Here is a 20,036-nt window from a genome sequence, read left to right as displayed (position 1 = left end):
ATACCCCACACCGGGATCAGGGCCCATGAAGGGCTTTGCCGGGATTTATGGGCAGGGGCCGGAGCCTGGGGCCGGTCGCTTCCGGGGCTCCGGTGGCTTCAAAGGCTTCGGTGGCTTCGGTGGCTTCGGTGGCTTCGGTGGCTTTCAAGGGTCTCGGTGGCTTCGGGGGGCTCAGCGCGGGACGAGGCCGTAGAGGGCGTAGTCGACGAGGGTGTCGGTGTACTCGTGGGAGATCGGGCCCGTGCGCTGGAGCCAGCGCTGGGCGAGCGGCGAGACGACGAGCTCCAGGGCGATGCGCGGGTCGACGTCCGGGCGGACGTGCCCGGCGTCCTGGGCGGCGCGCAGCCGGTCGGCGTAGAGCTGGAGCGAGGGTTCGAGCAGCCGGGCGACGACGGTGCGGCCCATCTCCTCGTTGACGACCCCCTCGGCGGCGAGGGCGCGGCTGGGGACCTCGAAGCGCGGGTCGAGCAGTTCGTCGACGGTGGCGCGCAGGACCAGCTTGAGGTCGGCGGCGAGGTCGCCGGTGTCGGGGAGGGCGCGGTCGCCGGGCTTGCCGCCGGCCTGCTCGTTGGCCTGCTCGGCCAGGTCGAGGAAGGCCTCCATCAGGACGTCGGCCTTCGAGGACCACCAGCGGTAGATCGTCTGCTTGCCGACGCCGGCGCGGGCGGCGATGCCCTCGATGGTGGTCTTGGGGTAGCCGACCTCGCCGACGAGCGCGAGGGCGGCGTCGTAGATGGCGCGGCGCGACTTCTCGCTGCGGCGGGTGGCGTCGGGGGCGGGCTTCCTGGTGGCTGAGGACATGGCTCGAATCTATCAGGTTGACAAGACGGTGCGTCTCGCCGCACGCTGAGCGGGATGGACTTGCGAGACGAGACGTCTCGTCACTATCTCACCATCGAGGGAGTCCATCACCTCACGAGGAGCGAGGAGGCACACCATGACCCGAGGCGGAGCCGGAAACCTGCTGGGCGTCGGCGGTACGCGCCAGAAGCTCGGCCGCACGGCCCTGCGGGGCGGCGGCAAGGGCGGCCGGATCGGCGGCGGCCAGGACCCGCAGGCGCAGAAGCGGGAGCTGCTGCGCAGGCTTCAGGAGCACGGCCGGGAGAACAGCCGTGACAACGATCGGGACAGCGGTCGGGAGGGCAGCCGGGACAACGGCACTACCGGATGATCGAAGAGAGGTCCCCTAGGGGGTGTCGTGGCCGTCGGTGTCCCGCGCCGGTGGCCACGCGTCGCCCCAGTCGGTGTCGCGGGCGGCGCGGTAGTCGTCGCCGTGGCGCTTGGTGACGGTGACGCGGCGCAGCCGTTCGTCGGTCTCGCACAGGTCGAGGAGGACCTGGCCCTTGCGGATCTGCGGCTTGCGGACGACCCGGGCGGGGGCCGGGGTGACGGGGAGGCGGGTGGCGGCGACGTAGCTGAACTTCTCGTCCTCGTAGGCGAGGGAGCCGCCCTTGACCTGGCGGTGCAGGGAGGAACGGCTGACCCGCGCGGAGAAGTGGCACCAGTCCGTGCCGGGGGCGATGGGGCAAGCGGCACTGTGCGGGCAGGGGGCGGCGACGCGGAAGCCGGCGGCGACGAGGCGGTCGCGGGCGGCGAGCATCCGGGCGTAGCCGTCGGGGGTGCCGGCCTCGACGATCACGACGGTCTGCGCGGCCGCGGCGGCGGCGTCGACGAGGGCGGCGCGGTCCGGCTCGGACAGCTCGTTGAGGACGTAGGAGACGGTGACCAGATCAGTGCTCTCCAAGGAGAGCACCGCTCCGATGCGAGAGCGCTGCCAGCGGGCGTCGCGCAGCGCGGGGTTCGCGGCGGCGATCTCCCGGCCGAGGGCGAGCGCGGGCTCGGCCCAGTCCAGCACGGTCACCGGGCGCACGCCCGGCCAGGTGGCGCTGACCGCCCAGGTGGCGGCGCCGGTCCCGCCGCCGACGTCGGTGTGGCTGCCGGGCACCCACCCGGGCACCGCGTCGGCGAACGCCCCGAGCGCCGAGCGCACCGCCTCGAAGGTGGCCGGCATCCGGTACGCCGCGTACGCCGCCACGTCCGCCCGGTCCCGCAGGATCGGCGCGTGCGTCGGGGTCGCCCCCCGGTAGTTCGCGATCAGCCGCTCCACGGCCTGCGCGGCCTGCTTCGGCGGCAGCCCGTCGAGCAGCCCGGCGAGCGCGGCGCGCAGGGTGTCGGCGGGGGCGGAGAGGGGGGCGGGGGCGGGGGCGTTCACCTTGCGATTCTAGGGCGGGCGGCGGTGGGGGCGAGTGGGGGTCCGGTTCGCGCACACACCGCTCCCCCCCCCGGCACCGCCGGCACTTCCCGCACCGCTCACACCCCCCGTACCGCCGACACCCCCCGCACCGCTCGGGCCACCCGTGTCGCCGCCGCTGCCCTGGGTCTGCTGTCCGGGGCGCGGCGGCGGGGGTGGACCGTGTTCGCCAGCAGGATGAGGAAGGTGTCCGTGGCCGGGTCCAGGACGAGGGACGTGCCCGTGAAGCCGGTGTGGCCGGCCGCGCCCCGCCCCGCCAGGGCGCCCATGAACCAGGGCTGGTCGAGGGCGAAGCCGAGGCCGGGCGGGGTGAGCAGGAGTTCCACGAAGTCCGGGCCGAGGATGCGCGCGGGACCGTACGCGCCGCCCGCCAGCAGGGCCCGGCAGAAGACGGCGAGGTCCCGTCCCGTGGAGAAGAGGCCCGCGTGCCCGGCCACGCCGCCGAGCGCCCAGGCGTTCTCGTCGTGCACGACGCCCCGCAGCATGCCCCGGTCCGCCTTGGCCCACGGCCGCCGCTGGTCCTCGGTGGCCGCCGCGCCGGGGCAGGGGCCGAAGTGGGTGGCCGTCATGGCGAGGGGGCGGGTGATGCCGTCCCGGACGAGGGCGTCCAGCGGGCGGCCGGTGACGCGTTCCAGGACGTGCTGGAGCAGCAGCATGTTGAGGTCCGAGTAGCGGTGGACGCCGGGTTCGCCGGTGGGCGGCTCGGCGCGCAGCAGGGCGAGCCGTTCGGCGTCGTCGGCGCAGTCGTACAGCGGCAGGTCGGGCCGCAGCCCGGAGGTGTGGGTGAGCAGCTGCCGTACGGTGATGCCGTGCCGGGCGGCGGCGCGGAACTCGGGGAGGTACGCGCCGACCGCCGCGTCGATGCCGAGGGTGCCGCGCTCGATCTGCTGGACCGCCGCGACCGAGGTGAACAGCTTGGTCAGGGAGGCCAGGTCGAACGGGGTGTCGACGGTCATCGGGACGCGGGCCGTCTCGGGCAGTTCCACTCCGGTGTCGCGCTGCGGGTCGTAGGCGGCGTAGCGCACGGCCCAGCCCGCCGCTTCCTCGACCGCGATCACCGGTCCGCGTCCGGCGACCACGACCGCGCCGGCCGCCCAGGGGCGGTCGCCGGTGGTGAGGTCGCGGACCTCGCGGACCAGGTGGTCCAGTTCGGCCGGGTCGAGCCCGGCCCGTTCCGGTGTGCCGCTGCGCAGTTTCGGTGCGCTCAGCGCTCCTCCCCCTCCTCGTTCCGCTTCGGCGCGTGCGCGCGCGAAATCGCCCCTTCGGTGCTCGTGCCCGCCTTCCAGGGGCGGCACAGTGCCACGAAACACGCCGTGGCGACCAGTGCGGCCACCAGCTGGACGACCGCCATCGGCACGGCGGTGTCCTCCCCGGCGATCCCGACGAGCGGGGAGGCGACGGCCCCGATGAGGAAGGAGGAGGTGCCGATCAGCGCGGAGGCGGAGCCGGCCGCGTGCCGGGTGCGCATGAGGGCGAGGGACTGGGTGTTGGGCAGGGTGATGCCCATCGCGGACATCAGGACGAACAGCGCGGCGGCCACGGGGGTGAGCCCCATCTCGCCGAAGACGCCGAGCGACATCAGCAGCAGCGCGGTCGCGGCCAGGACGACGGTGGTCAGGCCGACGGCGAGGACCCGGTCCAGCCGGACCCGCCCGATCAGCAGCCTGCCGTTGATCTGCCCGGCGAGGACGAGGCCGACCGAGTTCAGGCCGAACAGCAGGCTGAAGGTCTGCGGTGAGGCGCCGTGGATCTCCTGGATGACGAAGGGGGAGGCGGCGATGTAGGCGAACAGCGCGGCGAAGGCGAAGCCGCCGGCGAGGAGGTAGCCGGTGAACGGGGCGTCGGACAGCAGGCCGCGCATCGAGCGCAGGGTCTCGCCGACGCCGCCGGAGTGCCGGCCGGCGGGCGGCAGCGTCTCGGGGAGTTTCGCCCACACCACCACGGCGAGCAGCGCGCCGACGACGGTGAGGACGACGAACACGCCCCGCCAGTCGGTGACCCGCAGGACCTGTCCGCCGATCAGCGGGGCGACGATGGGGGCGACCCCGGAGATCAGCATCAGGGTGGAGAAGAAGCGGGCCATCTCCACGCCGTCGTAGAGGTCGCGCACGATCGCGCGGGCGATGACGATGCCGGCGGCGCCCGCGAGGCCCTGGGCCAGGCGGAAGGCGACCAGGGTCTCGACGGTGGGCGCGAACGCGCACAGGGCGGTGGCGACGACGTACACGGCGAGCCCGGTGAGCAGCGGGCGGCGGCGGCCCCAGCGGTCGCTCATCGGGCCGGCCACGAGCTGGCCGAGCGCCATGCCGGCCAGGCAGGCGGTGAGGGTGAGCTGGACGGTGGCGGCGGGGGCGTGCAGGGCGCGGGTGACCTCGGGCAGGGCGGGGAGGTACATGTCCATCGCCAGCGGGGGCGTGGCGGTGAGGCCGCCGAGGACCAGGGTCAGCAGCAGTCCGGCGGCGCGCCGGGCACGCAGGGGCGGCCGTGCCTCGGGGGCGGCCGCCTGTGACAGTTCCGGTATGGATGCCCCGCCTTCGGGCATGTGGCCCTCCCTTTTTCCGCAGTACGGTCCCTATGCTCTCAGCTCGAACGGAGTGCCTGGTGTCACTGAGTGGAGCGTGGGGCGGGGAATGACGGCGGACAGCGTGCGGTGGGGAATTCTGGCGACCGGCGGGATCGCCGCCGCGTTCACGGCGGATCTGGTGGATCTGCCGGACGCGGAGGTGGTGGCGGTGGCGTCGCGCAGCGAGGCGTCGGCGGCGGCGTTCGCGGAGCGGTTCGGGATCGAGCGGGCGTACGGCGGCTGGGAGGGGCTGGCGCGCGACGAGGGCGTGGACGTGGTGTACGTGGCGACCCCGCACGCGGCGCACCGGGCGGCGGCCGGGCTGTGTCTGGCGGCGGGGCGGAACGTGCTGCTGGAGAAGCCGTTCACGCTGAACGCGCGGGAGGCCGGGGAGCTGGTGGCGCTGGCGCGGGAGCACGGGCGCTTCCTGATGGAGGCCATGTGGATGTACTGCTCCCCGCTGATGCGGCGGCTGAAGGCGCTGGTGGCGGACGGGGCGGTCGGCGAGGTGCGCAGTGTGCAGGCGGACTTCGGGCTGGCGGGCCCGTTCCCGCCCTCGCACCGGCTGCGGGATCCGTTGCAGGGCGGGGGCGCGCTGCTGGATCTGGGGGTGTATCCGGTGTCGTTCGCGCAGTTGCTGCTGGGTGAGCCGGCCGGGGTCGCGGCGAGTGCGGTGCTCTCGGAGGAGGGCGTCGATCTCCAGACGGGTGCGGTGCTCTCCTATGAGAGCGGTGCTCTCGCTTCGGTGCACTGCTCCATCGTGGGCGGTACGCCGACGGCGGCGTCCGTGACCGGTTCGCTGGGCCGGATCGACATCCCGCACGGCTTCTTCCACCCGGAGCGGTTCGTGCTGCACCGCGCGGGACGCGAGCCGGAGGAGTTCGTGCACGACAAGGCGGCCGGCGCGCACAACAGCTTCAGGCACGAGGCCCGCGAGGTGATGCGGGCGCTGCGGGCCGGCGAGACCGAGTCCCCGCTGGTCCCGCTCGACGGCACCCTCGCGGTGATGCGGACGCTCGACGCGATCCGGGACCGCGTCGGCGTCCGCTACCCGGGTGAGACCCCCGACGCGGACCCCGACGCGGACCCCACCGGGGACTCCGCCGGTGACCTCATGCCGGTGTGAGCCCCGGCTCCCCCGCGCGGGTGACGAAGGACGCGGCCGTCGTGACCGGCGCCCCGGGCGTGGTCACGTACGGCACGGTCCGGTAGTCGGCGCGTGCCTGCTCGCGGTCCAGGGTGACCGCGACGTAGCCGCGCCGGCCGTTGTAGAACCTCAGGTGCGGGTTGGCGCGCATGTAGGTGTCCCAGTTGGCGGGCTTGTCGGCGCCGTCGCGGCCGCTGGCGATCGAGGTGGCGACGATCTCGGTGCCGACGGTGCGGGAGTCCGGGTCGTCGAAGTCCTCCTTGATGTCGAAGCCGTAGCCGACGTGGACGTCGCCGGTGAGGACCATCAGGTTCTCGACGCCGGCCGCCCGCGCGCCGTCCAGCACCCGGCGGCGTGAGGCGCGGTAGCCGTCCCAGGCGTCCATCGACACCCGCGACGGCTCGGTGAGGTCGAACTTGCGCTGCGAGAAGACGACCTGCTGCGGCATGAGGTTCCACAGCGCCTTGGAGCGCTGCCAGCCGTCGAGCAGCCAGCGCTCCTGGGTCTCGCCGGTCATGGTGCGCGCCGGGTCGTCGACCTCGGGGCCGGGGACGCGGGCGCCGTCGCCGTAGGCCTGGTTGGTGCGGTACTGGCGGGTGTCGAGGATGTCGAACTGGGCGAGCCGTCCCCAGTGCAGTCGGCGGTAGAGCCGCATGTCGGGGCCGTCGGGGAGCTGGGGGCGGCGCAGGGGCTGGTTCTCCCAGTAGGCGCGGTAGGCGGCGGCGCGGCGCAGCAGGAACTCCTCGGGCGGGACGTCGTTCTCGGGGGTGTCGCCGGCGTAGTTGTTCTCGGTCTCGTGGTCGTCCCAGGTGACGACGAAGGGGTGCGCGGCGTGGGCGGCGCGCAGGTCGGGGTCGGTCTTGTAGAGGGCGTAGCGCAGGCGGTAGTCCTCGAGGGTGACGGTCTCGCGGTTGAAGTGGGCGGGCAGGACGCGGTCGGTGTAGCGGCGCTGGCCGCCGGCGGCGTCGACGGCGTACTCGTAGAGGTAGTCGCCGAGGTGGAGGACGAGGTCGACGTCGTCCTGGGCGAGATGGCCGTAGGCGGTGAAGTAGCCGTCGTGGTAGGCCTGGCAGGAGACGGCGGCGAGGCGCAGCGCGGTGGTGGGGTCGCCGGGGGCGGGGGCGGTGCGGGTGCGGCCGGTCTCGCTGGTCCAGTCGCCGGCGTGGAAGCGGTAGTAGTAGACGCGGCCGGGGGCGAGGTGGGTGACCTCGACGTGCACGGTGTGGTGGAACTCGGGGTGGGCGTGGGCGGTGCCGCGTCTGACGGGGCGGCGGAAGTGCTCGTCGTGGGCGAGTTCCCAGTGCACGGTGACGCGCTGGGCGGGCAGTCCGCCGTCGGGCTGGTAGGGGGCGGGGGCGAGGCGGGTCCACAGCAGGACCGAGCCGGGCCGGGGGTCGCCGGAGGCGACGCCGAGGGTGAAGGGGTTCTCGGTGAGGCGGGCGGCGTCGAGTTCGGCGGCGCTCGCGGTGCCGGCGGCCGGGAGGCCGACGGCGAAGGCGAGGGCGGCGGCGGCGCCGGTGGCGGTGAGGAAGCGGCGCCGGCCGATGTGGCGGGCGGCGGCGCGCAGTTCGGCGGCGTGCTGTGGCTGACGGGCTGCGTGAGTCATCCGGTCCTCCCCTGACAGATGGATGCCTCACGCATTGGAGTGGCCGGGGACGACTCGCGATAGGCGCGTTCACGACAACCACATGTCGGATGGATGAGTTCCGGATGGCGGACCCTCCCGTACGCTGCGGGCCCATGAACGAGAAGCGAACGGGAAGCGGGGCGACGGACCGGCCGGGGATCGCCGTGGTGACCGGCGCGGGCTCCGGCATCGGCCGGGCGGTGGCCGTGGAGCTGCTGCGCGCGGGCTGGTCGGTGGCGCTGGCGGGGCGCCGGAGCGAGACCCTGGAGGAGACGGCGGCGCTGGTGCCGGAGGGCGCCTCGCTCGCCGTACGGACGGACGTGTCACGCCCGGAGGACGTGACGGCGCTGTTCGCGGCGACGGTCGGGCGGTTCGGACGGGTGGACCTGCTGTTCAACAACGCGGGGACGTTCGGGCCGGGCGGCGTGCCGGTCGAGGAGCTGCCGTACGAGGCGTGGCGGCATGTGGTGGACACCAACCTCAACGGGGCGTTCCTGTGCGCGCAGGCGGCGTACCGGCAGATGAAGGAGCAGGACCCGCAGGGCGGCCGGATCATCAACAACGGCTCGGTCTCGGCGCACACGCCGCGTCCGCACTCGGTCGCCTACACCGCCACCAAGCACGCGCTGACCGGCCTGACCAAGTCGCTGTCGCTGGACGGGCGGCCGTACCGCATCGCCGTCGGGCAGATCGACATCGGCAACGCGGCGACCGACATGACGGCGCGGATGCAGACCGGGGCGCTCCAGGCGGACGGGCGGATCGTGCCGGAGCCGGTGATGGACGTGGCCGATGTGGCGCGCACCGTGCGGCACATGGCGGAGCTGCCGCTGGAGGCGAACGTGCAGTTCGCGACGGTGCTGGCGACGGCGATGCCGTACGTGGGACGCGGCTGACCGGCGGCCGGGCCCGCCCGCGCAAACGGAGTTTCACCATCCGCCCCATTGCCCCGGATGGGTGACATGTGCTCAACTTCCTCCACAGGAACTTCACACTTGGAGTGCCGGGCTTCCGCAGACCATCACCGGGGGGTGGGGGGAGAGACGGCAGCCGTTCCAGGGCACCGGGCCGGGGGGTCCCCGCGACACACCGCGGGGCGGGCACCGGGCCGTGGAACGGCTGCCGTGTCACACCGTCGGCGGTACGCGGTTCAGGGCCGTCTGGAAGGTGCCCGCGGCAGGAGAAGTCCCTCGCATCCTTCGCATCGCTCGCGGTCGTGTCGTGCGCGCGTGTGCGCCCGCCCTCACCCGAACGGCCGTCGCGGACGGGTCCCCGGGCGGCGGGGATGGAACCGTGGGCCGGGGGAACCGGGGCGGGGTCGCCTCACACGCTTGTTCCGTTCGTTCGCTCCGGGAGTCAACGTGACGTTCTACGACCGACGTGATCTGGGCATGCTGCTGCTCCGGCTGGGCACGGGCGGGGTGCTCGTGGCGCACGGCACGCAGAAGCTGTTCGGCTGGTTCGGCGGCCACGGCATCGAGGGCACCGGCCAGTTCATGGAGTCCGTCGGCTACCGGCCCGGCAAGGCCAGCGCCACCGCCGCGGGCCTCGCCGAGACCGGCGGCGGCACCCTGCTGGCGCTGGGCCTGGCCACTCCGGCGGCGGGCGCGGCTGCGGCCGGCGCGATGGCGGGCGCCGCGGCCGTGCACACCCCCAACGGCTTCTTCAACCAGGGCGGCGGCTACGAGTACGCCGCCACCCTCGGCCTCGCCGCCACCGGCATCGCCGTCGCCGGCCCCGGCCGCCTCTCCCTCGACCACGCCCTCGGCCATGTGCTGGACCGCGGCTGGATGGTCCCGGTGGCGCTCGGCGCGGTGGCCGCCGGTACCGCGGTCGTGGTCGGCGCCCGGGTCAAGCGGCTCCAGCGGGAGGCGGAACAGGAGGGCGGCGAGCAGGAGGCGCTGTTCGAGGAGACGACGGAGAGCTGAGGGCTCGCGGCTCCGCGGACACCCCCTGGCTCAGCGGTCCCCCCGGCTCACCCCCCCCCCGCTCAGCCGTCGCCGCCGCACACCGGCAGCCGCTGCTCGACGCTGAGTTCCTGCAGGTGTCTCAACTGCTCGTCCAGCGCCTCCGGTTCGACGAGGTGGCGCAGCACCGCCTGGTGGAAGGCGTCGCGCAGGGTGCGGGGCATGGCGTCGGAGGCGTCCCAGCAGCGGGTCGGGCCGTCCTCGCGCAGTGTCCCGGCGATCCGGGCCTCGATGGTGTCTGTGCCCGGGTCCTCGGTCGCGGCCCGGTTGACGGTGTGGTCGGGCAGGTCGGTGGCGGGGTCGGCGAGGTGGCGGATCAGCTGCCGGGCGTCCGGGTTGTCGGTCAGCAGGGCCGCGAGGTCGCCGGAGACCTCCCAGGCCCCGGCCTCGGGCCCGGCGCCGGGGATCACCTGGGCGGAGTGGACGTAGTCGCCGCCCGCCGCCCGCCAGTGGTCCGCGCGGAAGGACCCCTGGTGCTCCAGGCGCCCGGTGTCGGCGCAGTCCTGCGCGAACCCGGTCGTCAGCAGCTTCGCGGCGCGCTCCCGGTCGCCCGCGCCGACCGTCTCGCCCCAGGTGCGCCAGGCCTCGCGCACGTCGTCGTGGGTCCACCCCAGCGTGCCGTTCACCCAGTCCTCGTACCGTTCGGGTCCGGCCTGCTGGAGCAGGATGTCCTCGACCCAGTCGGTGCCGGGCCAGCCGGAGGCGGCACCGTCCTCCAGGCCCAGGCACCACCGGCCGGGGCTGTCCGCCGACGCCGCGGTCGGCTTGTCGCCCGTGTACCAGACCATGCTCTTCAGGCTGGTCTTGACCGGCAGCCAGTAGGTGTGGAGGGCGCCGTGCTCGCCCGGGACCCGGGGCGCCCACATCTCGTCGTACCGCGTGGCGTCGAACAGCCCGTCGAGGGGGCGGAGCCGGCCGTCGCCGGCGTAGGTCAGCAGTTCGCCGGGGCCGGGCACGACCACCACGTCCGGCGGGTTGCCGGCCGCTATGTCGGCGGCCAGCACCTGGCTGAGCGCGGAGCTGCCCTGGTAGACGACGTCGATGTCGTAGGCGTCCTCGAAGTCCTCGATGACCCGTTCCTCGAACTCCGTCGCCTCGCGGCCGGTCCAGCTGGCGAGCAGGGTGACCGTGCCCTCACGGGCCTGCGCCCACCGCACCCCCGCGTACCCGCCGGCGGCGAGCAGCGCCAGGCAGACGGCGAGCGCGACGAGCGTACGCGGCCGGGGGCGGGTCCGGGCCCGGGCCTGGGGACCGGGCGGGTCCTGGGGCAGGGGCGGGTCCTGGGGCAGGGGCCGGTTCATCGTGTCCCCCGGAACCGGTACTCGGCGATCCGCGGCCGCAGCCCCCACAGTGTCAGTGCCATCACCACGGCCCCTCCCCACAGCACCCAGTCGGACAGCGACGACCACAGGCCGGCGTCCGCCAGGGAGCGTTCCACGTTGTCGGCGACCTCCGGAACGAGGTCCGGGTCCTGGCGGCGTACGCGGATCCAGCCGAGGGTGTCGGCCATCGCGCCGTGCGCCTCGATCGTCAGCCACGCCAGCACCGGCACGCCGAGCGCGCACACCCCGGTCGCGGCGAGCAGCCGCAGCTGCACGGGCTTGCGGAAGCGGCGCCGCAGGAACCGCTGGGTCTCCAGCAGGGCCAGGCACAGCGCGACGTACAGGGCGGCGACCGCGCTCCACCACAGGGCCTGCTGCCAGGTGAACGCCGCCTGCCGCTCGGCCTCGGCGAGCTGCTCGGCGCGCAGGGCGTCGAGGCGGCTCATGACGTCCCCGTCGGTGCCGGGCGCGCTGTCCAGGCCCAGCACCCGTTCCGCGTAGTGCAGATACGCGGCGCGCAGCGGGGAACCGGTGTCGGCTTCCTGGCCCCAGCGCTCCACCCAGGCCGAGTAGACGGCGATCAGCCCGGTGATGGTCTGCAGGTCGTGGCGGCCCTTCGCACCGGTGACGTTCTCCGACGCGGCGAGGGCGAGGCTCTGGTGGGCGACCGAGGTCCAGGTGTGGAACTCGCCGCTGATGTCGCCCTCCGGTCCGCTGTCGCGGATCTCCTCGTGGGCCTGGCGCATGGCGTGCCGCGCGGTGTCGACGGCGAGGATGCCGGGGGTGCTGGAGGAGGCGAGCGGCACGGTGTCGTCGTGGACGCCGCGGTAGGCGACGAACAGGGCGCAGGTGGTGGCGAGGATGAGGGCGAGCAACCGCCGCAGTCGGCGCACGAGTTCCTGGCGGGTGGTGCTCATGGCCGCTCCGCGAAGGAGTGGCGGCAGAAGGTGCAGAACCGGGACTTCGCCGGCACCTTCCGGTGGCAGGCCGGGCAGGGCACGGTCACTCCCGCGGCCTCGCCCGTCCCGCCGACGCCCGAGCTGCCCGAGGCGCCGGTGCCGGAGACGGGTCCGTAGGTAGTGTGGCTGGTCCCGGTGATCAGGCGCTGGAAGTCGACCGCCGTCACGTCGGGGCGCAGCCTGACCTGTGCGGCCCGGGCGTCGACGATCTCCACCAGGCGGGCCAGCCGCGCCAGTTGCTCGTCGGCGCCCATGGCCTGCGCGAGCTGGGCGGCCCGGCCCAGCTGGTGTTCGGCGAGGTCGCGCTCGCCGCGGCGGTGGGCGTCGGCCGCGGCGGCGACGGCCTCGCCGAGCCGCTGGTGGTGTTCGAAGTGCTCGACCTGGGCGTCCGTGTGCCGGGACAGGGCGGGGTTGTCGGTCCAGTGGACGACGCAGGCCTGCGGGGGCGGCAGCAGCGCCTCGCCGCCGGGGACGCCGACGGAGACGACGGCGAGCTGCAGGTCCTCCCCGCGCGGGTGGCCGGTGGGGTCGGCGGACAGGCACAGCTGGTAGCGGCGGGTCTCGTCGCCCCAGGCGCGGGTGACGAACCGGATGCCGTCCCTGCCGTCCGTACCGTCCGTGCCCTCCTCGGCCGGCTCCGCGAGGAGTTCCACCTCGGTCGGGAAGACCTGCTTGAGGTAGCGCACGGCTGACCCGCCCATGGGGGTCACGGAGACCGCCAGCTCGGGCACGGTCTTGGTGAGCAGGCGGGCCATCAGCTTCTCGTACTCCGCCGGCAGTTCGGCCTCGTCGTGCACGGAGGAGGCGCTGCCGTGCAGTCTGCTGGTGATCCGCAGCAGCTCGTGGGCGTCCCAGCCGTCGCCGATGCCCCAGGCGTCGCAGACGAACCGGCCCGCGCAGGTCTCCAGCACCCGGGCGAGCGGCATCTGCTCGTCGTGCTGGTTCTTGCCGTCGGTGAGCAGCAGGACGTGTCCGATGGGTGCGTCCTGCTCGGCGAGCAGCCGGCGGGACAGGTCGAGCCAGGCGCCGATGCAGGTGCCGCCGCCCGCGACGAGCCGGAGCACGGCCCGCTCGGCCTCGGCCCGCCGCCGGGCGTCGGCGCGGGCCATGCCGGGCGTGTCCGGATACACCATGCCCGCCTGGTCGTTGCCGCGGACCACCGCGAACGGGGTGCCGTCGGGCAGCATCCGGATCGCGGCGACGGCCGCCTGCTGGGCGGCGTGCAGCTTGTCCGGGGGCCAGGTCATGGAGCTGGAGCAGTCCACCGCCAGCACCTGCGCGAGCAGCGGCCCGGCAGACCCGCCGCCCCCGGTGCCGTCCACGCGCACGCTGAGGATGGCGTGCATCTGCGGGTCGTCCGCCTCGCTCGACAGGTACTTCCACTGGCTGATCTCCAGCCCGACCGTGACCTGCCCGGCCGTTCCGCCCGCCCGGGGCTCTCCCGTCTCCACGTCCGTGCACCTCGCCCTCGTCGTCGCCGCCGTACGCCGTCTCACGCCGTGCCGTGTCTTCCGCCGTGCCGTGTCACCTGCCGTGCCGTGCCATCCGCCGCGTCCCGTCACCCACCGCGCCTTGTCACCCACCGCGCCATGTCATCCCCCGCACCCCGTCACTCGCCGCTCCCGTCACCCCCGCATCCCGTCACTCGCCGCGCCCTGCCACCCACCCCCGCCCTGTCACCGCCGTGCCGCCACCTGCCAGGCCGCCCGTCAGGCCGCGCGCCGGGGCCGCCGCTGCCGGCGCACCCGCAGTCGCTCCCGCAGGCCCGCAGGTTCGGGCAGGACCGCGTACGCCCGGTCGAGCAGGTCGCCGCGCTCGTCCGCGCTGCCGGCCTGATCCGCGAGCCGTTTCAGCGACCGGGACAGCAGGGCGCGCAGCGCCTCGGGGGTGTCCTCGGGGCCGAACAGTGCCCCGGTGGGGAAGCCGTCGCCCCAGCCACCGGGCGGCCGGCACACCAGCGCGTACTCCCGTACTTCGGTGACCAGCCGGTCGCGCGCCGGCTGCTCGCGGGAGCCGGCGCCGTCCAGGCCCGGTCCGGCCGGCCGCTCGGCGGCGGCGGCGGCCGCGGTCGCCCGCGCGGTGCCGGGCTCGCTCGCGTCGGGCAGCCGCTCGGCCAGCCGCCGGGCGGCCTCGGCGAGTTCCCCGGTGCCGGGACCGGTCCCGTCGGGCAGCCGCCCGGCCAGCACCCGGATCGCGGCGACGCGCGCGGCGTCGTGGTGGCGTGCCGTGGGCGGCACCTCGTCGAGTACGGCGACGGCCCCACGCCGGTCGCCGCCGCGCAGCCGGATCCGGGCCAGGCCGAAGGCGGCGCTGCCCTGGGTGGGGTCGCGTCGCCGGACGGCCTCGTAGAACTCCTCGGCCTGCCGTTCACGGGCCTGGGCCCGCCGGGTCTGCGTCTCGTCGGGGCGGTGCGGCCGCCCCGCGGCCGTCCCGGTGTCCACGGCCACCGCGCTCTCCCGCGCCGCCGTCTCCCGCAGCCGCCCGGAGAGGTACTCCGCGCAGTAGCCGAGGGCCAGTTTGGGCGCGGCCTCCCCGGGGAGCGCGTCGTAGGTCGCGGCGAACGCGCCTTCGGCCTTCTCGACGTCACCGCGCACGAGATGGAGCAGGCCGCGGTGCCAGTGCGTCCGCCAGTCGAGGCGGCCGTTGCGGTTCTCGGCCGTCTCCAGCCACTCCTCGGCGCGGCCCGTCTCCCCCGCGTCCAGGTAGGCGCGGCACAGCCACAGCGCGGCCTCGACGGTGTGCAGCCGGGTGTCCTGGCGGGCCCGGTCGGCGATGCGGTCGGGGGTGTCGGCGGCGAGTCCGTCGAGCAGCAGGGCGGCGCCGTCGGCGGGGTCGGGGACCGGCACGGGCAGGGCGGCGGCCGTCGCCCGCGGGGCGGGGGCGTCCACGGGCAGCCGCGGGGGCTCGCCGCCGGGCCGGCCGGTCCAGTGCTCCAGTCCGGGGACGGCGCCGAGTCGGCCGCCGAAGACCTCGGCGGTCGGCTGGAAGCGGGTGGAGCGCTCCGGGTACGGCTCGTGGCCGCCGAGCGCCAGGTGTTCGCGCAGCACCTCCCAGAGCTGGCGGGACATCTCGGCCGCCGAGGTGAACCGGGCGGTCACGTTGCGCTCGGTGGCGCGGTGGATCAGCTTCTCGAAGGAGCGGGCGGCCAGTCCGACCGGCGGGGTGGCGCGGTCGGCGAGGGACTTCAGGGTGCGGCCGACGGTGTACAGGTCGCTGTCGATGTGGAAGCCGCGCTCCTTCAGCTCCGTGGGCGGGGGCGCGAAGCCGCTCGTGTAGGTCAGGGTGGAACTGCGGTCGCCGATCGAGCGGATGGCGCCGAGGTCGAGGACCTTGATGCGGCGCCCGTAGTGGATGACGTTCTCCGGCTTCATGTCGCAGTAGAGCAGGCCCTGGCCGTGCAGGTACTCCAGGGCGCCGAGGATCATGCACCCGTAGGTGATCACGTGCCCGAACTCCAGGGGGCCGCCGAGCAGCCGGGTCAGCTCCTCGTCGGGGGCGTACCGCAGCCAGGCGAGGGAGCGCCCGCCGACGTACTCCATGACGGTGTAGCCGGTGGGCTGGTCGTCACCCGGCGCCTGGTGCTCGACGTAGGTGATGATGCGGACGATGTCCGGGTGGTGGAGCGTGGTGAGCGAGCGGCGCTCCTCGACGGCCGCCCGGCGGGCCACGGCGTCCCCGGTGTTGATCAGCCCTTTGAGGACGACGTGGAGGCCGGGGACGCGGGTGTCCTCGGCGAGGTAGATCCAGCCCTGGCCGCCGACCGCGAGGTAGCCCAGCACCTTGTAGTGGCCGCCGACGAGGTCGCCGGGGTGCAGTTTGGGCCGCAGCGAGTACGCGGTGCCGCACTGCGGGCAGAAGCCCTCGTCGGGTGCCGGGCCGCTGTCGTAGGAGATCCCGATGACGCCGGTGCAGTTCGGGGTGCCGCAGCGGCGTCCCCCGGTGGGCGGGCGGGCGGTGGTCTCGGCGGCCTCCGACGGGGCGGGGGACGGCAGGTACGGCAGCACCGGCAGGCCGTCGCGGTCGAGTTCGACGGAGCCGGGGCCCGGCGTGGAGGGCCACCGTCCGCCGCCGCCCCCGTCCCCCTCGCCCGGGCCCTGGCCCGGGGGCGCGGTGCCGGGTGGCCGCGCGGTGCCGGCCGCGTCCGGCGGGGTCGCGGGCGCGAGCGGCCGGCGCAGGCAGGTGTCGCAGAACCCGGTGCCCATGATGTGGCCGCCCTCGCAGTCGGGTCTGACGCAGGCCGGGCCGGTCATGAGGAGAACTCCTCGCCGCGGTGCGGCTGTTCGACGCGGCGGGTGTAGGCGCGCACCGCCGCCTCGGCCGCCCGGATGTCACAGGGTCTGCTCTGGAGCAGTTCGTGTGCCCGCAAGTACAGGGCGTCCACCGCCGGATCCTCCTTGCCGTGGGTGGTGCGCTGGTGCAGGACGTGGTAGCTGCGCAGCCGGCCGCGGAGTTCCTCGCGCCGGTCGATCAGCCGGTCGAGCCGGGCGACGGTCCCGGCGAGCCGGGCGGCGACCCGCTCGGCCAGCCGTTCGTAGCCGCCGAGGTCCGGGCCGTGCGGGGGGTCGTCCCGGCCGTGGGTGCGCCCGTGGGTGAGATCGGCGAGGGCGGCGTGCGCGGCCACCAGGTCGGCGTCGAAGGGCCGGACGCCGTACGGCACCACGGTGGCCCGGCGTTCGTGCAGCGCCCGGGCGAGCGGGCCGGTGATCTCCCTGAGCCGTTCGACGAGCCGTGCCCGGCGCTCCAGCGCGGGCTCGGTCACCAGCCGTCGGCACGCCTCGTCGTGCCAGTCACCGGCGGTGCGGAAGACGAGGAGCAGCCGGCTGCCCCCGGAGCGCAGCACGTCCAGCAGGTCCAGCAGGGCGCGCGGGTCCCGTGCCTCGTCGACGCCGAAGACGACGAGCGAGACGGTGACCTTCGCGTCCTTGATCCGGTCGACGGCGGGCCGCTCCGGGGGGTTGCGCAGGCCCATGCGTTCGGCGATGCGCTCGGCGATCTCTGCGGTGGTCTTCCGGGTGGCGTCCAGGGCCAGGTCGTGGCCGCCGGCCGAGGGGACCGTGTCCGGCGGGTCCAGCGAGGCGCGGTCGACGGACACGGGAGTGCGTAACTCGCGGTCGGCGAGGGTGATGGTGCGGCGCAGGGTGGCGTCGCGGGCGGCTTCGTCGTGGCGGACCACGCTGATCTTCACCTGCCGGGCGTCGTCCCCGCGCAGCCACGCGGTGAGGCGCTGGGCGAACGGCTCGTCGAGCAGCGCCTCGGAGGTGTCGTCCGCGGTGGATCTCAGCGCGGCGTCGACGGCGGTGGGGCCCTCGGTCCAGCGGTGCACGCCGGGCAGGTACCGGACGATGGTCTCGGCGGGGCTCATGTACGAGAACCGATTGCCGTTCCGGTCCACCTTGCGGTTCAGGATGATGCCGATGACCTCGCCGGTCAGGATGTCGACCACTCCGGCGCCGCTGCAGCCGCGGGTGGCCACCTCGCCGGGAGTGGCGGGGGCGAGCTGCACGAGCCCGTCGCGGCCCGTGCCGCCGACGGCGGTGGCGCGGAACCATACGCCGCCGTCGTAGCCGGCCGGGAAGCCGTACATGCGCACCTGGCGGTCGGAGGCGGACAGCCGGTGCAGCCGGGTCGGAGCCTCCTTCGGCCTGGGCCGTGCCAGCCGCAGCAGGGCGAGGTCCCCGCTGAATTCGCCGTCGGCGTCCACGACGTTCGGGACCAGCGCCTCCACGTGGGCTTCCGCCGCGGGCACGGCGCCGTTGCCGGGGCCGGCGGCGGCGACGAACTCCGCGGTGATCCGGTCCGCCGCCTGTTCGACGACATGGGCGCAGGTCAGGACCCGGTCGGGGCTCAGCAGAACACCGGCCCCCATGATCTTCCCGTCCGCCCCCCGGATGCGCACCGCCCAGCTCGGCGTCCTCGTCGACGAGGCGGCTCCGACTCCCCCGCCAGCAGCCATATTCGGCACTATACGGGCGGTTGGTGGCGCCGTATACCGATGTGACGATTTTTCAACAAGTGGCACGCGAAGGCGTTGAACGACGAGCCCGAACCCGGGCTCTCGGGTTCCCGGGTTCCCGGGTTCCCGGGTTCCCGGCCGCCCCGGAACGTGAGCCGGAAGCCCTCAGGGCCAGTCCGACGGCCCCGCCCCCACAGCCACCGGCCTACCGACTGCTCATCCCCGCCCCGGAATTGGCCCCGGACACACCCGCCCCCATACCCTCCCCCGCTGAGAGCGACTCGCTGAGAGCGACTCCGCTGAGAGCGACTTTCGCCGGCAGCGGTTCGGCGGCGGCGCGGGAAGGGAGGGACGGTCCGATGACACAGACCCGCTACGACCAGCGGGTACGGGTCTTCGTCGAGGTCCGGGGCGGGCAGGACGACTGGCAGGAGGCCGAGGACCGGTTCGCCCGGCACGGCTGGCCGGTCCGCGCCCATCACCCGGCAGGCCACGGCCCGTTGGGCAACGCCGTCGCCCCCGACCCGGACGCGCGGGTCTACGAGATCGAGGTACGCCTCTTCGGCATCGCCCGGGGCTGCGACCGGGGCGCCGCGGCGCGGGTCCGCAAGATGGCGCGCGCCGCGCGGCTGGAGGCGTACGTGCTGCGCGCCGACCCGCTCCACCGGGACCGGGAGACGCGCTCGACGTGGCGCGTCATCGACGCGCGGCGCAGACGGAGCGCCCTGCGCTCCCCCTGGCGTTCGCGCCTGGCCGGCTGGGCGCTGACGCGCGGCTCCTACGACACCGGCGGCATCGTGACCGGCCCGGCGCGCCAGGCGCTGCGCCTGGCCCGCGCCGGACGTCCGGCGGACCCGTCCGCGGTGGCGGTGCGGCCGCTGGACGGCATGTGGAAGGACCCGGTACGGCGCTGGCCGGAGGAGGAGGGCGAGCGCCGGGCCGTGCACGCGGTCGCGTGGGCGTTCGTACCGGCCCTCGCCCTGGTGTGCGCCGCCCACACCGTCCCGGCGAGCTGGTGGTTCTGGGGTGTGCTGACGGCCGTCGGCGCCGTCGGCACCGCCCGCGCCGGCTGGCGGCTGTTCCCCGACGGCCGGCTGACGGGCGCCGTCGTGACCCTCGCCGGTTCCGGCTTCTTCACGGTGACGGGCCTGGGCCTGGCCGGCGGTGACGGCTGGACGCCGCCGGACCTCGTCCGCACGGCTCTCGTCCTGGGCGTCGTCACGGGTCTGTGGCTGCTGGTGCGGCAGTGGACGTGGGGCGAGTGGGTCGCGTGGGCGGTGCCGCTCGTGGTCACCCTGGCGGTGTCGAGCTTCGTCGCCGCGGGTTCCGTGCTGCACGCCCTGTACGCCGACGCGCTCGACCTGAGCACCGGCGATCTCGACGTCCCGCCGGTCTGGCAGCTCCTCGCCTCGCTGAAACTGCTGTCGACCCTGGCGTACGTGCTGCTCCTGCCCGCCTGGTGGGGTGTGGCCCGGCACCGCCACCACTCCTACGCCGCGCCCGGCGAGCGCACCAACGTGATCCTGCACGTGCTGTTCTTCATCGCCGTCCTGGCCGTGGCGGGCGGCTTCGCCCTCGACTCCGCGGGTACGGCGGCGGAACGCACCCGGACCGCCGCCGAACGCGGCACGCGGCCGCCCGCGTACTTCGGCGTCGAACCCTCCTGGACCTGCCTGCACCCCACCACCACCCTCCCCACCATCCCCGGCGAGGGCCCCACCCTGCACCCCGACCGCCCCTACCTGCTCATCAACGTCACCGGCGACACGATCGTCCTGTGGGACCACTCCACCGACCAGCCGGTGAAACTCCCCGCGAACAGGGCGTGGCTGGCGCCGGCGGAGGGGGGCGGGGGTGGGTGCGGGTGAGGCCTGGGGTGAGTGGGGGAGAAATCCGGGGTGTGGAGCAGACGAGTCGGGCTGTACGCCGGGTTCTGCAGAAGCACGCTTCTGATGCGCAGTGCCTCGATCGCCTGCTGCCGGGTGACCGGACGACGACACCGAGGTTGCCGGTGGGAGCGAGGTTGCCGGCGTTCGCGGGTGACTGCACCACGACGCGGTCGTTGACGGTGTCGATGTCGATGTCGATGTCGATGTCGATGTCGATGTCGATGTCGATGTCGATGTCGATGTCGAACAGCGTGGTCGCGGTCGCCGGGCTGAGGTCGTTGTTCGTGTATGCCGCCCCGGTCACTCCCAGCGCCGCGGACGGTGGTGTGGTCGGTTCTCCGGGTCCCTCGGGGCGCGC

15 protein-coding genes and 1 pseudogene are annotated in these 20,036 nt (G+C 74.6%); 5 read left to right on the top strand and 11 right to left on the bottom strand.

Annotated elements, in window-relative coordinates; all coding sequences use genetic code 11:
* Nucleotides 1–171: 171 nt before the first annotated feature.
* Nucleotides 172–801: a TetR/AcrR family transcriptional regulator gene (locus AB0K92_RS07200; RefSeq protein ID WP_365920228.1), complete on the bottom strand. Its 630-nt coding sequence runs from the start codon at nucleotides 799–801 to the stop codon at nucleotides 172–174.
* Nucleotides 802–937: 136 nt separating this feature from the next.
* Here AB0K92_RS07200 and AB0K92_RS07195 point away from each other — a divergent pair, with 136 nt between their 5' ends.
* Nucleotides 938–1,171, top strand: a complete 234-nt coding sequence (locus AB0K92_RS07195) for a DUF6243 family protein (RefSeq protein WP_365920226.1) — start codon at nucleotides 938–940, stop codon at nucleotides 1,169–1,171.
* Between the two features lie 15 nt (nucleotides 1,172–1,186).
* On the opposite strand, the gene AB0K92_RS07190 is transcribed toward AB0K92_RS07195, so the two are convergent.
* The 3 genes from AB0K92_RS07190 to AB0K92_RS07180 form a co-directional block, all read right to left on the bottom strand.
* The gene (locus tag AB0K92_RS07190; RefSeq protein WP_365920224.1) at nucleotides 1,187–2,212 is read right to left on the bottom strand and encodes a small ribosomal subunit Rsm22 family protein; all 1,026 of its coding nucleotides are present in this window, start codon (nucleotides 2,210–2,212) and stop codon (nucleotides 1,187–1,189) included.
* A gap of 98 nt (nucleotides 2,213–2,310) precedes the next feature.
* Nucleotides 2,311–3,444, bottom strand: a complete 1,134-nt coding sequence (locus AB0K92_RS07185; RefSeq protein WP_365920354.1) for a serine hydrolase domain-containing protein — start codon at nucleotides 3,442–3,444, stop codon at nucleotides 2,311–2,313.
* Between the two features lie 11 nt (nucleotides 3,445–3,455).
* Complete coding sequence (locus tag AB0K92_RS07180; RefSeq protein WP_365920222.1) at nucleotides 3,456–4,793, bottom strand: multidrug effflux MFS transporter; 1,338 nt, start codon at nucleotides 4,791–4,793, stop codon at nucleotides 3,456–3,458.
* An 88-nt stretch (nucleotides 4,794–4,881) separates the two neighbouring features.
* On the opposite strand from AB0K92_RS07180, the gene AB0K92_RS07175 reads away from it, so the two are divergent.
* Nucleotides 4,882–5,940, top strand: a complete 1,059-nt coding sequence (locus tag AB0K92_RS07175) for a Gfo/Idh/MocA family oxidoreductase (protein WP_365920220.1) — start codon at nucleotides 4,882–4,884, stop codon at nucleotides 5,938–5,940.
* Here AB0K92_RS07175 and AB0K92_RS07170 read toward each other — a convergent pair.
* Nucleotides 5,927–7,567 (bottom strand): alkaline phosphatase D family protein, encoded by a 1,641-nt coding sequence (locus tag AB0K92_RS07170; protein WP_365920218.1) that lies wholly within the window; start codon nucleotides 7,565–7,567, stop codon nucleotides 5,927–5,929. The two genes, AB0K92_RS07175 and AB0K92_RS07170, sit on opposite strands and share 14 nt — an antisense overlap.
* Nucleotides 7,568–7,701: 134 nt before the next feature.
* Here AB0K92_RS07170 and AB0K92_RS07165 point away from each other — a divergent pair, with 134 nt between their 5' ends.
* Nucleotides 7,702–8,484 carry an SDR family oxidoreductase gene (locus tag AB0K92_RS07165; RefSeq protein ID WP_365920216.1) on the top strand — a complete coding sequence of 261 codons (783 nt, stop codon included), beginning with the start codon at nucleotides 7,702–7,704 and terminating at the stop codon, nucleotides 8,482–8,484.
* Nucleotides 8,485–8,949: 465 nt separating this feature from the next.
* Entirely contained in the window at nucleotides 8,950–9,516 is a 567-nt protein-coding gene (locus AB0K92_RS07160) for a DoxX family protein (RefSeq protein WP_365920214.1), read from the top strand.
* A 62-nt stretch (nucleotides 9,517–9,578) separates the two neighbouring features.
* Here AB0K92_RS07160 and AB0K92_RS07155 read toward each other — a convergent pair whose 3' ends face one another.
* The 5 genes from AB0K92_RS07155 to AB0K92_RS07135 all read right to left on the bottom strand — a co-directional run bounded on the left by AB0K92_RS07155 (nucleotide 9,579) and on the right by AB0K92_RS07135 (nucleotide 17,789).
* Nucleotides 9,579–10,856, bottom strand: a complete 1,278-nt coding sequence (locus AB0K92_RS07155) for an extracellular solute-binding protein (protein WP_365920212.1) — start codon at nucleotides 10,854–10,856, stop codon at nucleotides 9,579–9,581.
* The gene (locus tag AB0K92_RS07150; protein ID WP_365920210.1) at nucleotides 10,853–11,794 is read right to left on the bottom strand and encodes a hypothetical protein; all 942 of its coding nucleotides are present in this window, start codon (nucleotides 11,792–11,794) and stop codon (nucleotides 10,853–10,855) included. Before AB0K92_RS07150 ends, AB0K92_RS07155 begins: the two co-directional genes overlap by 4 nt.
* The gene (locus AB0K92_RS07145; RefSeq protein WP_365920208.1) at nucleotides 11,791–13,287 is read right to left on the bottom strand and encodes a VWA domain-containing protein; all 1,497 of its coding nucleotides are present in this window, start codon (nucleotides 13,285–13,287) and stop codon (nucleotides 11,791–11,793) included. Before AB0K92_RS07145 ends, AB0K92_RS07150 begins: the two co-directional genes overlap by 4 nt.
* Nucleotides 13,288–13,545: 258 nt before the next feature.
* A complete protein-coding gene (locus tag AB0K92_RS07140) occupies nucleotides 13,546–16,086 on the bottom strand; it encodes a tetratricopeptide repeat protein (protein ID WP_365920206.1) in 2,541 nt (846 codons plus the stop codon).
* The gene (locus tag AB0K92_RS07135) at nucleotides 16,083–17,789 is read right to left on the bottom strand and encodes a serine protease (RefSeq protein WP_365920204.1); all 1,707 of its coding nucleotides are present in this window, start codon (nucleotides 17,787–17,789) and stop codon (nucleotides 16,083–16,085) included. Before AB0K92_RS07135 ends, AB0K92_RS07140 begins: the two co-directional genes overlap by 4 nt.
* Nucleotides 17,790–18,148: 359 nt before the next feature.
* Here AB0K92_RS07135 and AB0K92_RS07130 point away from each other — a divergent pair, with 359 nt between their 5' ends.
* Nucleotides 18,149–19,657 carry a hypothetical protein gene (locus AB0K92_RS07130; protein ID WP_365920202.1) on the top strand — a complete coding sequence of 503 codons (1,509 nt, stop codon included), beginning with the start codon at nucleotides 18,149–18,151 and terminating at the stop codon, nucleotides 19,655–19,657.
* Between the two features lie 127 nt (nucleotides 19,658–19,784).
* Here the strand turns inward: AB0K92_RS07130 and AB0K92_RS07125 are convergent.
* Nucleotides 19,785–20,012: pseudogene (locus AB0K92_RS07125) on the bottom strand (hypothetical protein); the annotation flags it as partial.
* Between the last annotated feature and the right edge of the window lie 24 nt (nucleotides 20,013–20,036).

It is taken from the genome of Streptomyces sp. NPDC052687 (assembly GCF_040678395.1).
Lineage (GTDB): Bacteria > Actinomycetota > Actinomycetes > Streptomycetales > Streptomycetaceae > Streptomyces.
Note: the sequence above shows the minus strand (reverse complement) of the source record. Positions and strands in the feature narration are given on the sequence as shown.

Bases quoted from the DNA above. Each gene is read 5' to 3' on its own strand.
- AB0K92_RS07200 (WP_365920228.1), bottom strand. From the start codon at position 801: ATGTCCTCAGCCACCAGGAAGCCCGCCCCCGACGCCACCCGCCGCAGC.
- AB0K92_RS07195 (WP_365920226.1), top strand. From the start codon at position 938: ATGACCCGAGGCGGAGCCGGAAACCTGCTGGGCGTCGGCGGTACGCGC.
- AB0K92_RS07180 (WP_365920222.1), bottom strand. From the start codon at position 4,793: ATGCCCGAAGGCGGGGCATCCATACCGGAACTGTCACAGGCGGCCGCC.
- AB0K92_RS07175 (WP_365920220.1), top strand. From the start codon at position 4,882: ATGACGGCGGACAGCGTGCGGTGGGGAATTCTGGCGACCGGCGGGATC.
- AB0K92_RS07170 (WP_365920218.1), bottom strand. From the start codon at position 7,567: ATGACTCACGCAGCCCGTCAGCCACAGCACGCCGCCGAACTGCGCGCC.
- AB0K92_RS07165 (WP_365920216.1), top strand. From the start codon at position 7,702: ATGAACGAGAAGCGAACGGGAAGCGGGGCGACGGACCGGCCGGGGATC.
- AB0K92_RS07155 (WP_365920212.1), bottom strand. From the start codon at position 10,856: ATGAACCGGCCCCTGCCCCAGGACCCGCCCCTGCCCCAGGACCCGCCC.
- AB0K92_RS07150 (WP_365920210.1), bottom strand. From the start codon at position 11,794: ATGAGCACCACCCGCCAGGAACTCGTGCGCCGACTGCGGCGGTTGCTC.
- AB0K92_RS07140 (WP_365920206.1), bottom strand. From the start codon at position 16,086: ATGACCGGCCCGGCCTGCGTCAGACCCGACTGCGAGGGCGGCCACATC.
- AB0K92_RS07135 (WP_365920204.1), bottom strand. From the start codon at position 17,789: ATGGCTGCTGGCGGGGGAGTCGGAGCCGCCTCGTCGACGAGGACGCCG.
- AB0K92_RS07130 (WP_365920202.1), top strand. From the start codon at position 18,149: ATGACACAGACCCGCTACGACCAGCGGGTACGGGTCTTCGTCGAGGTC.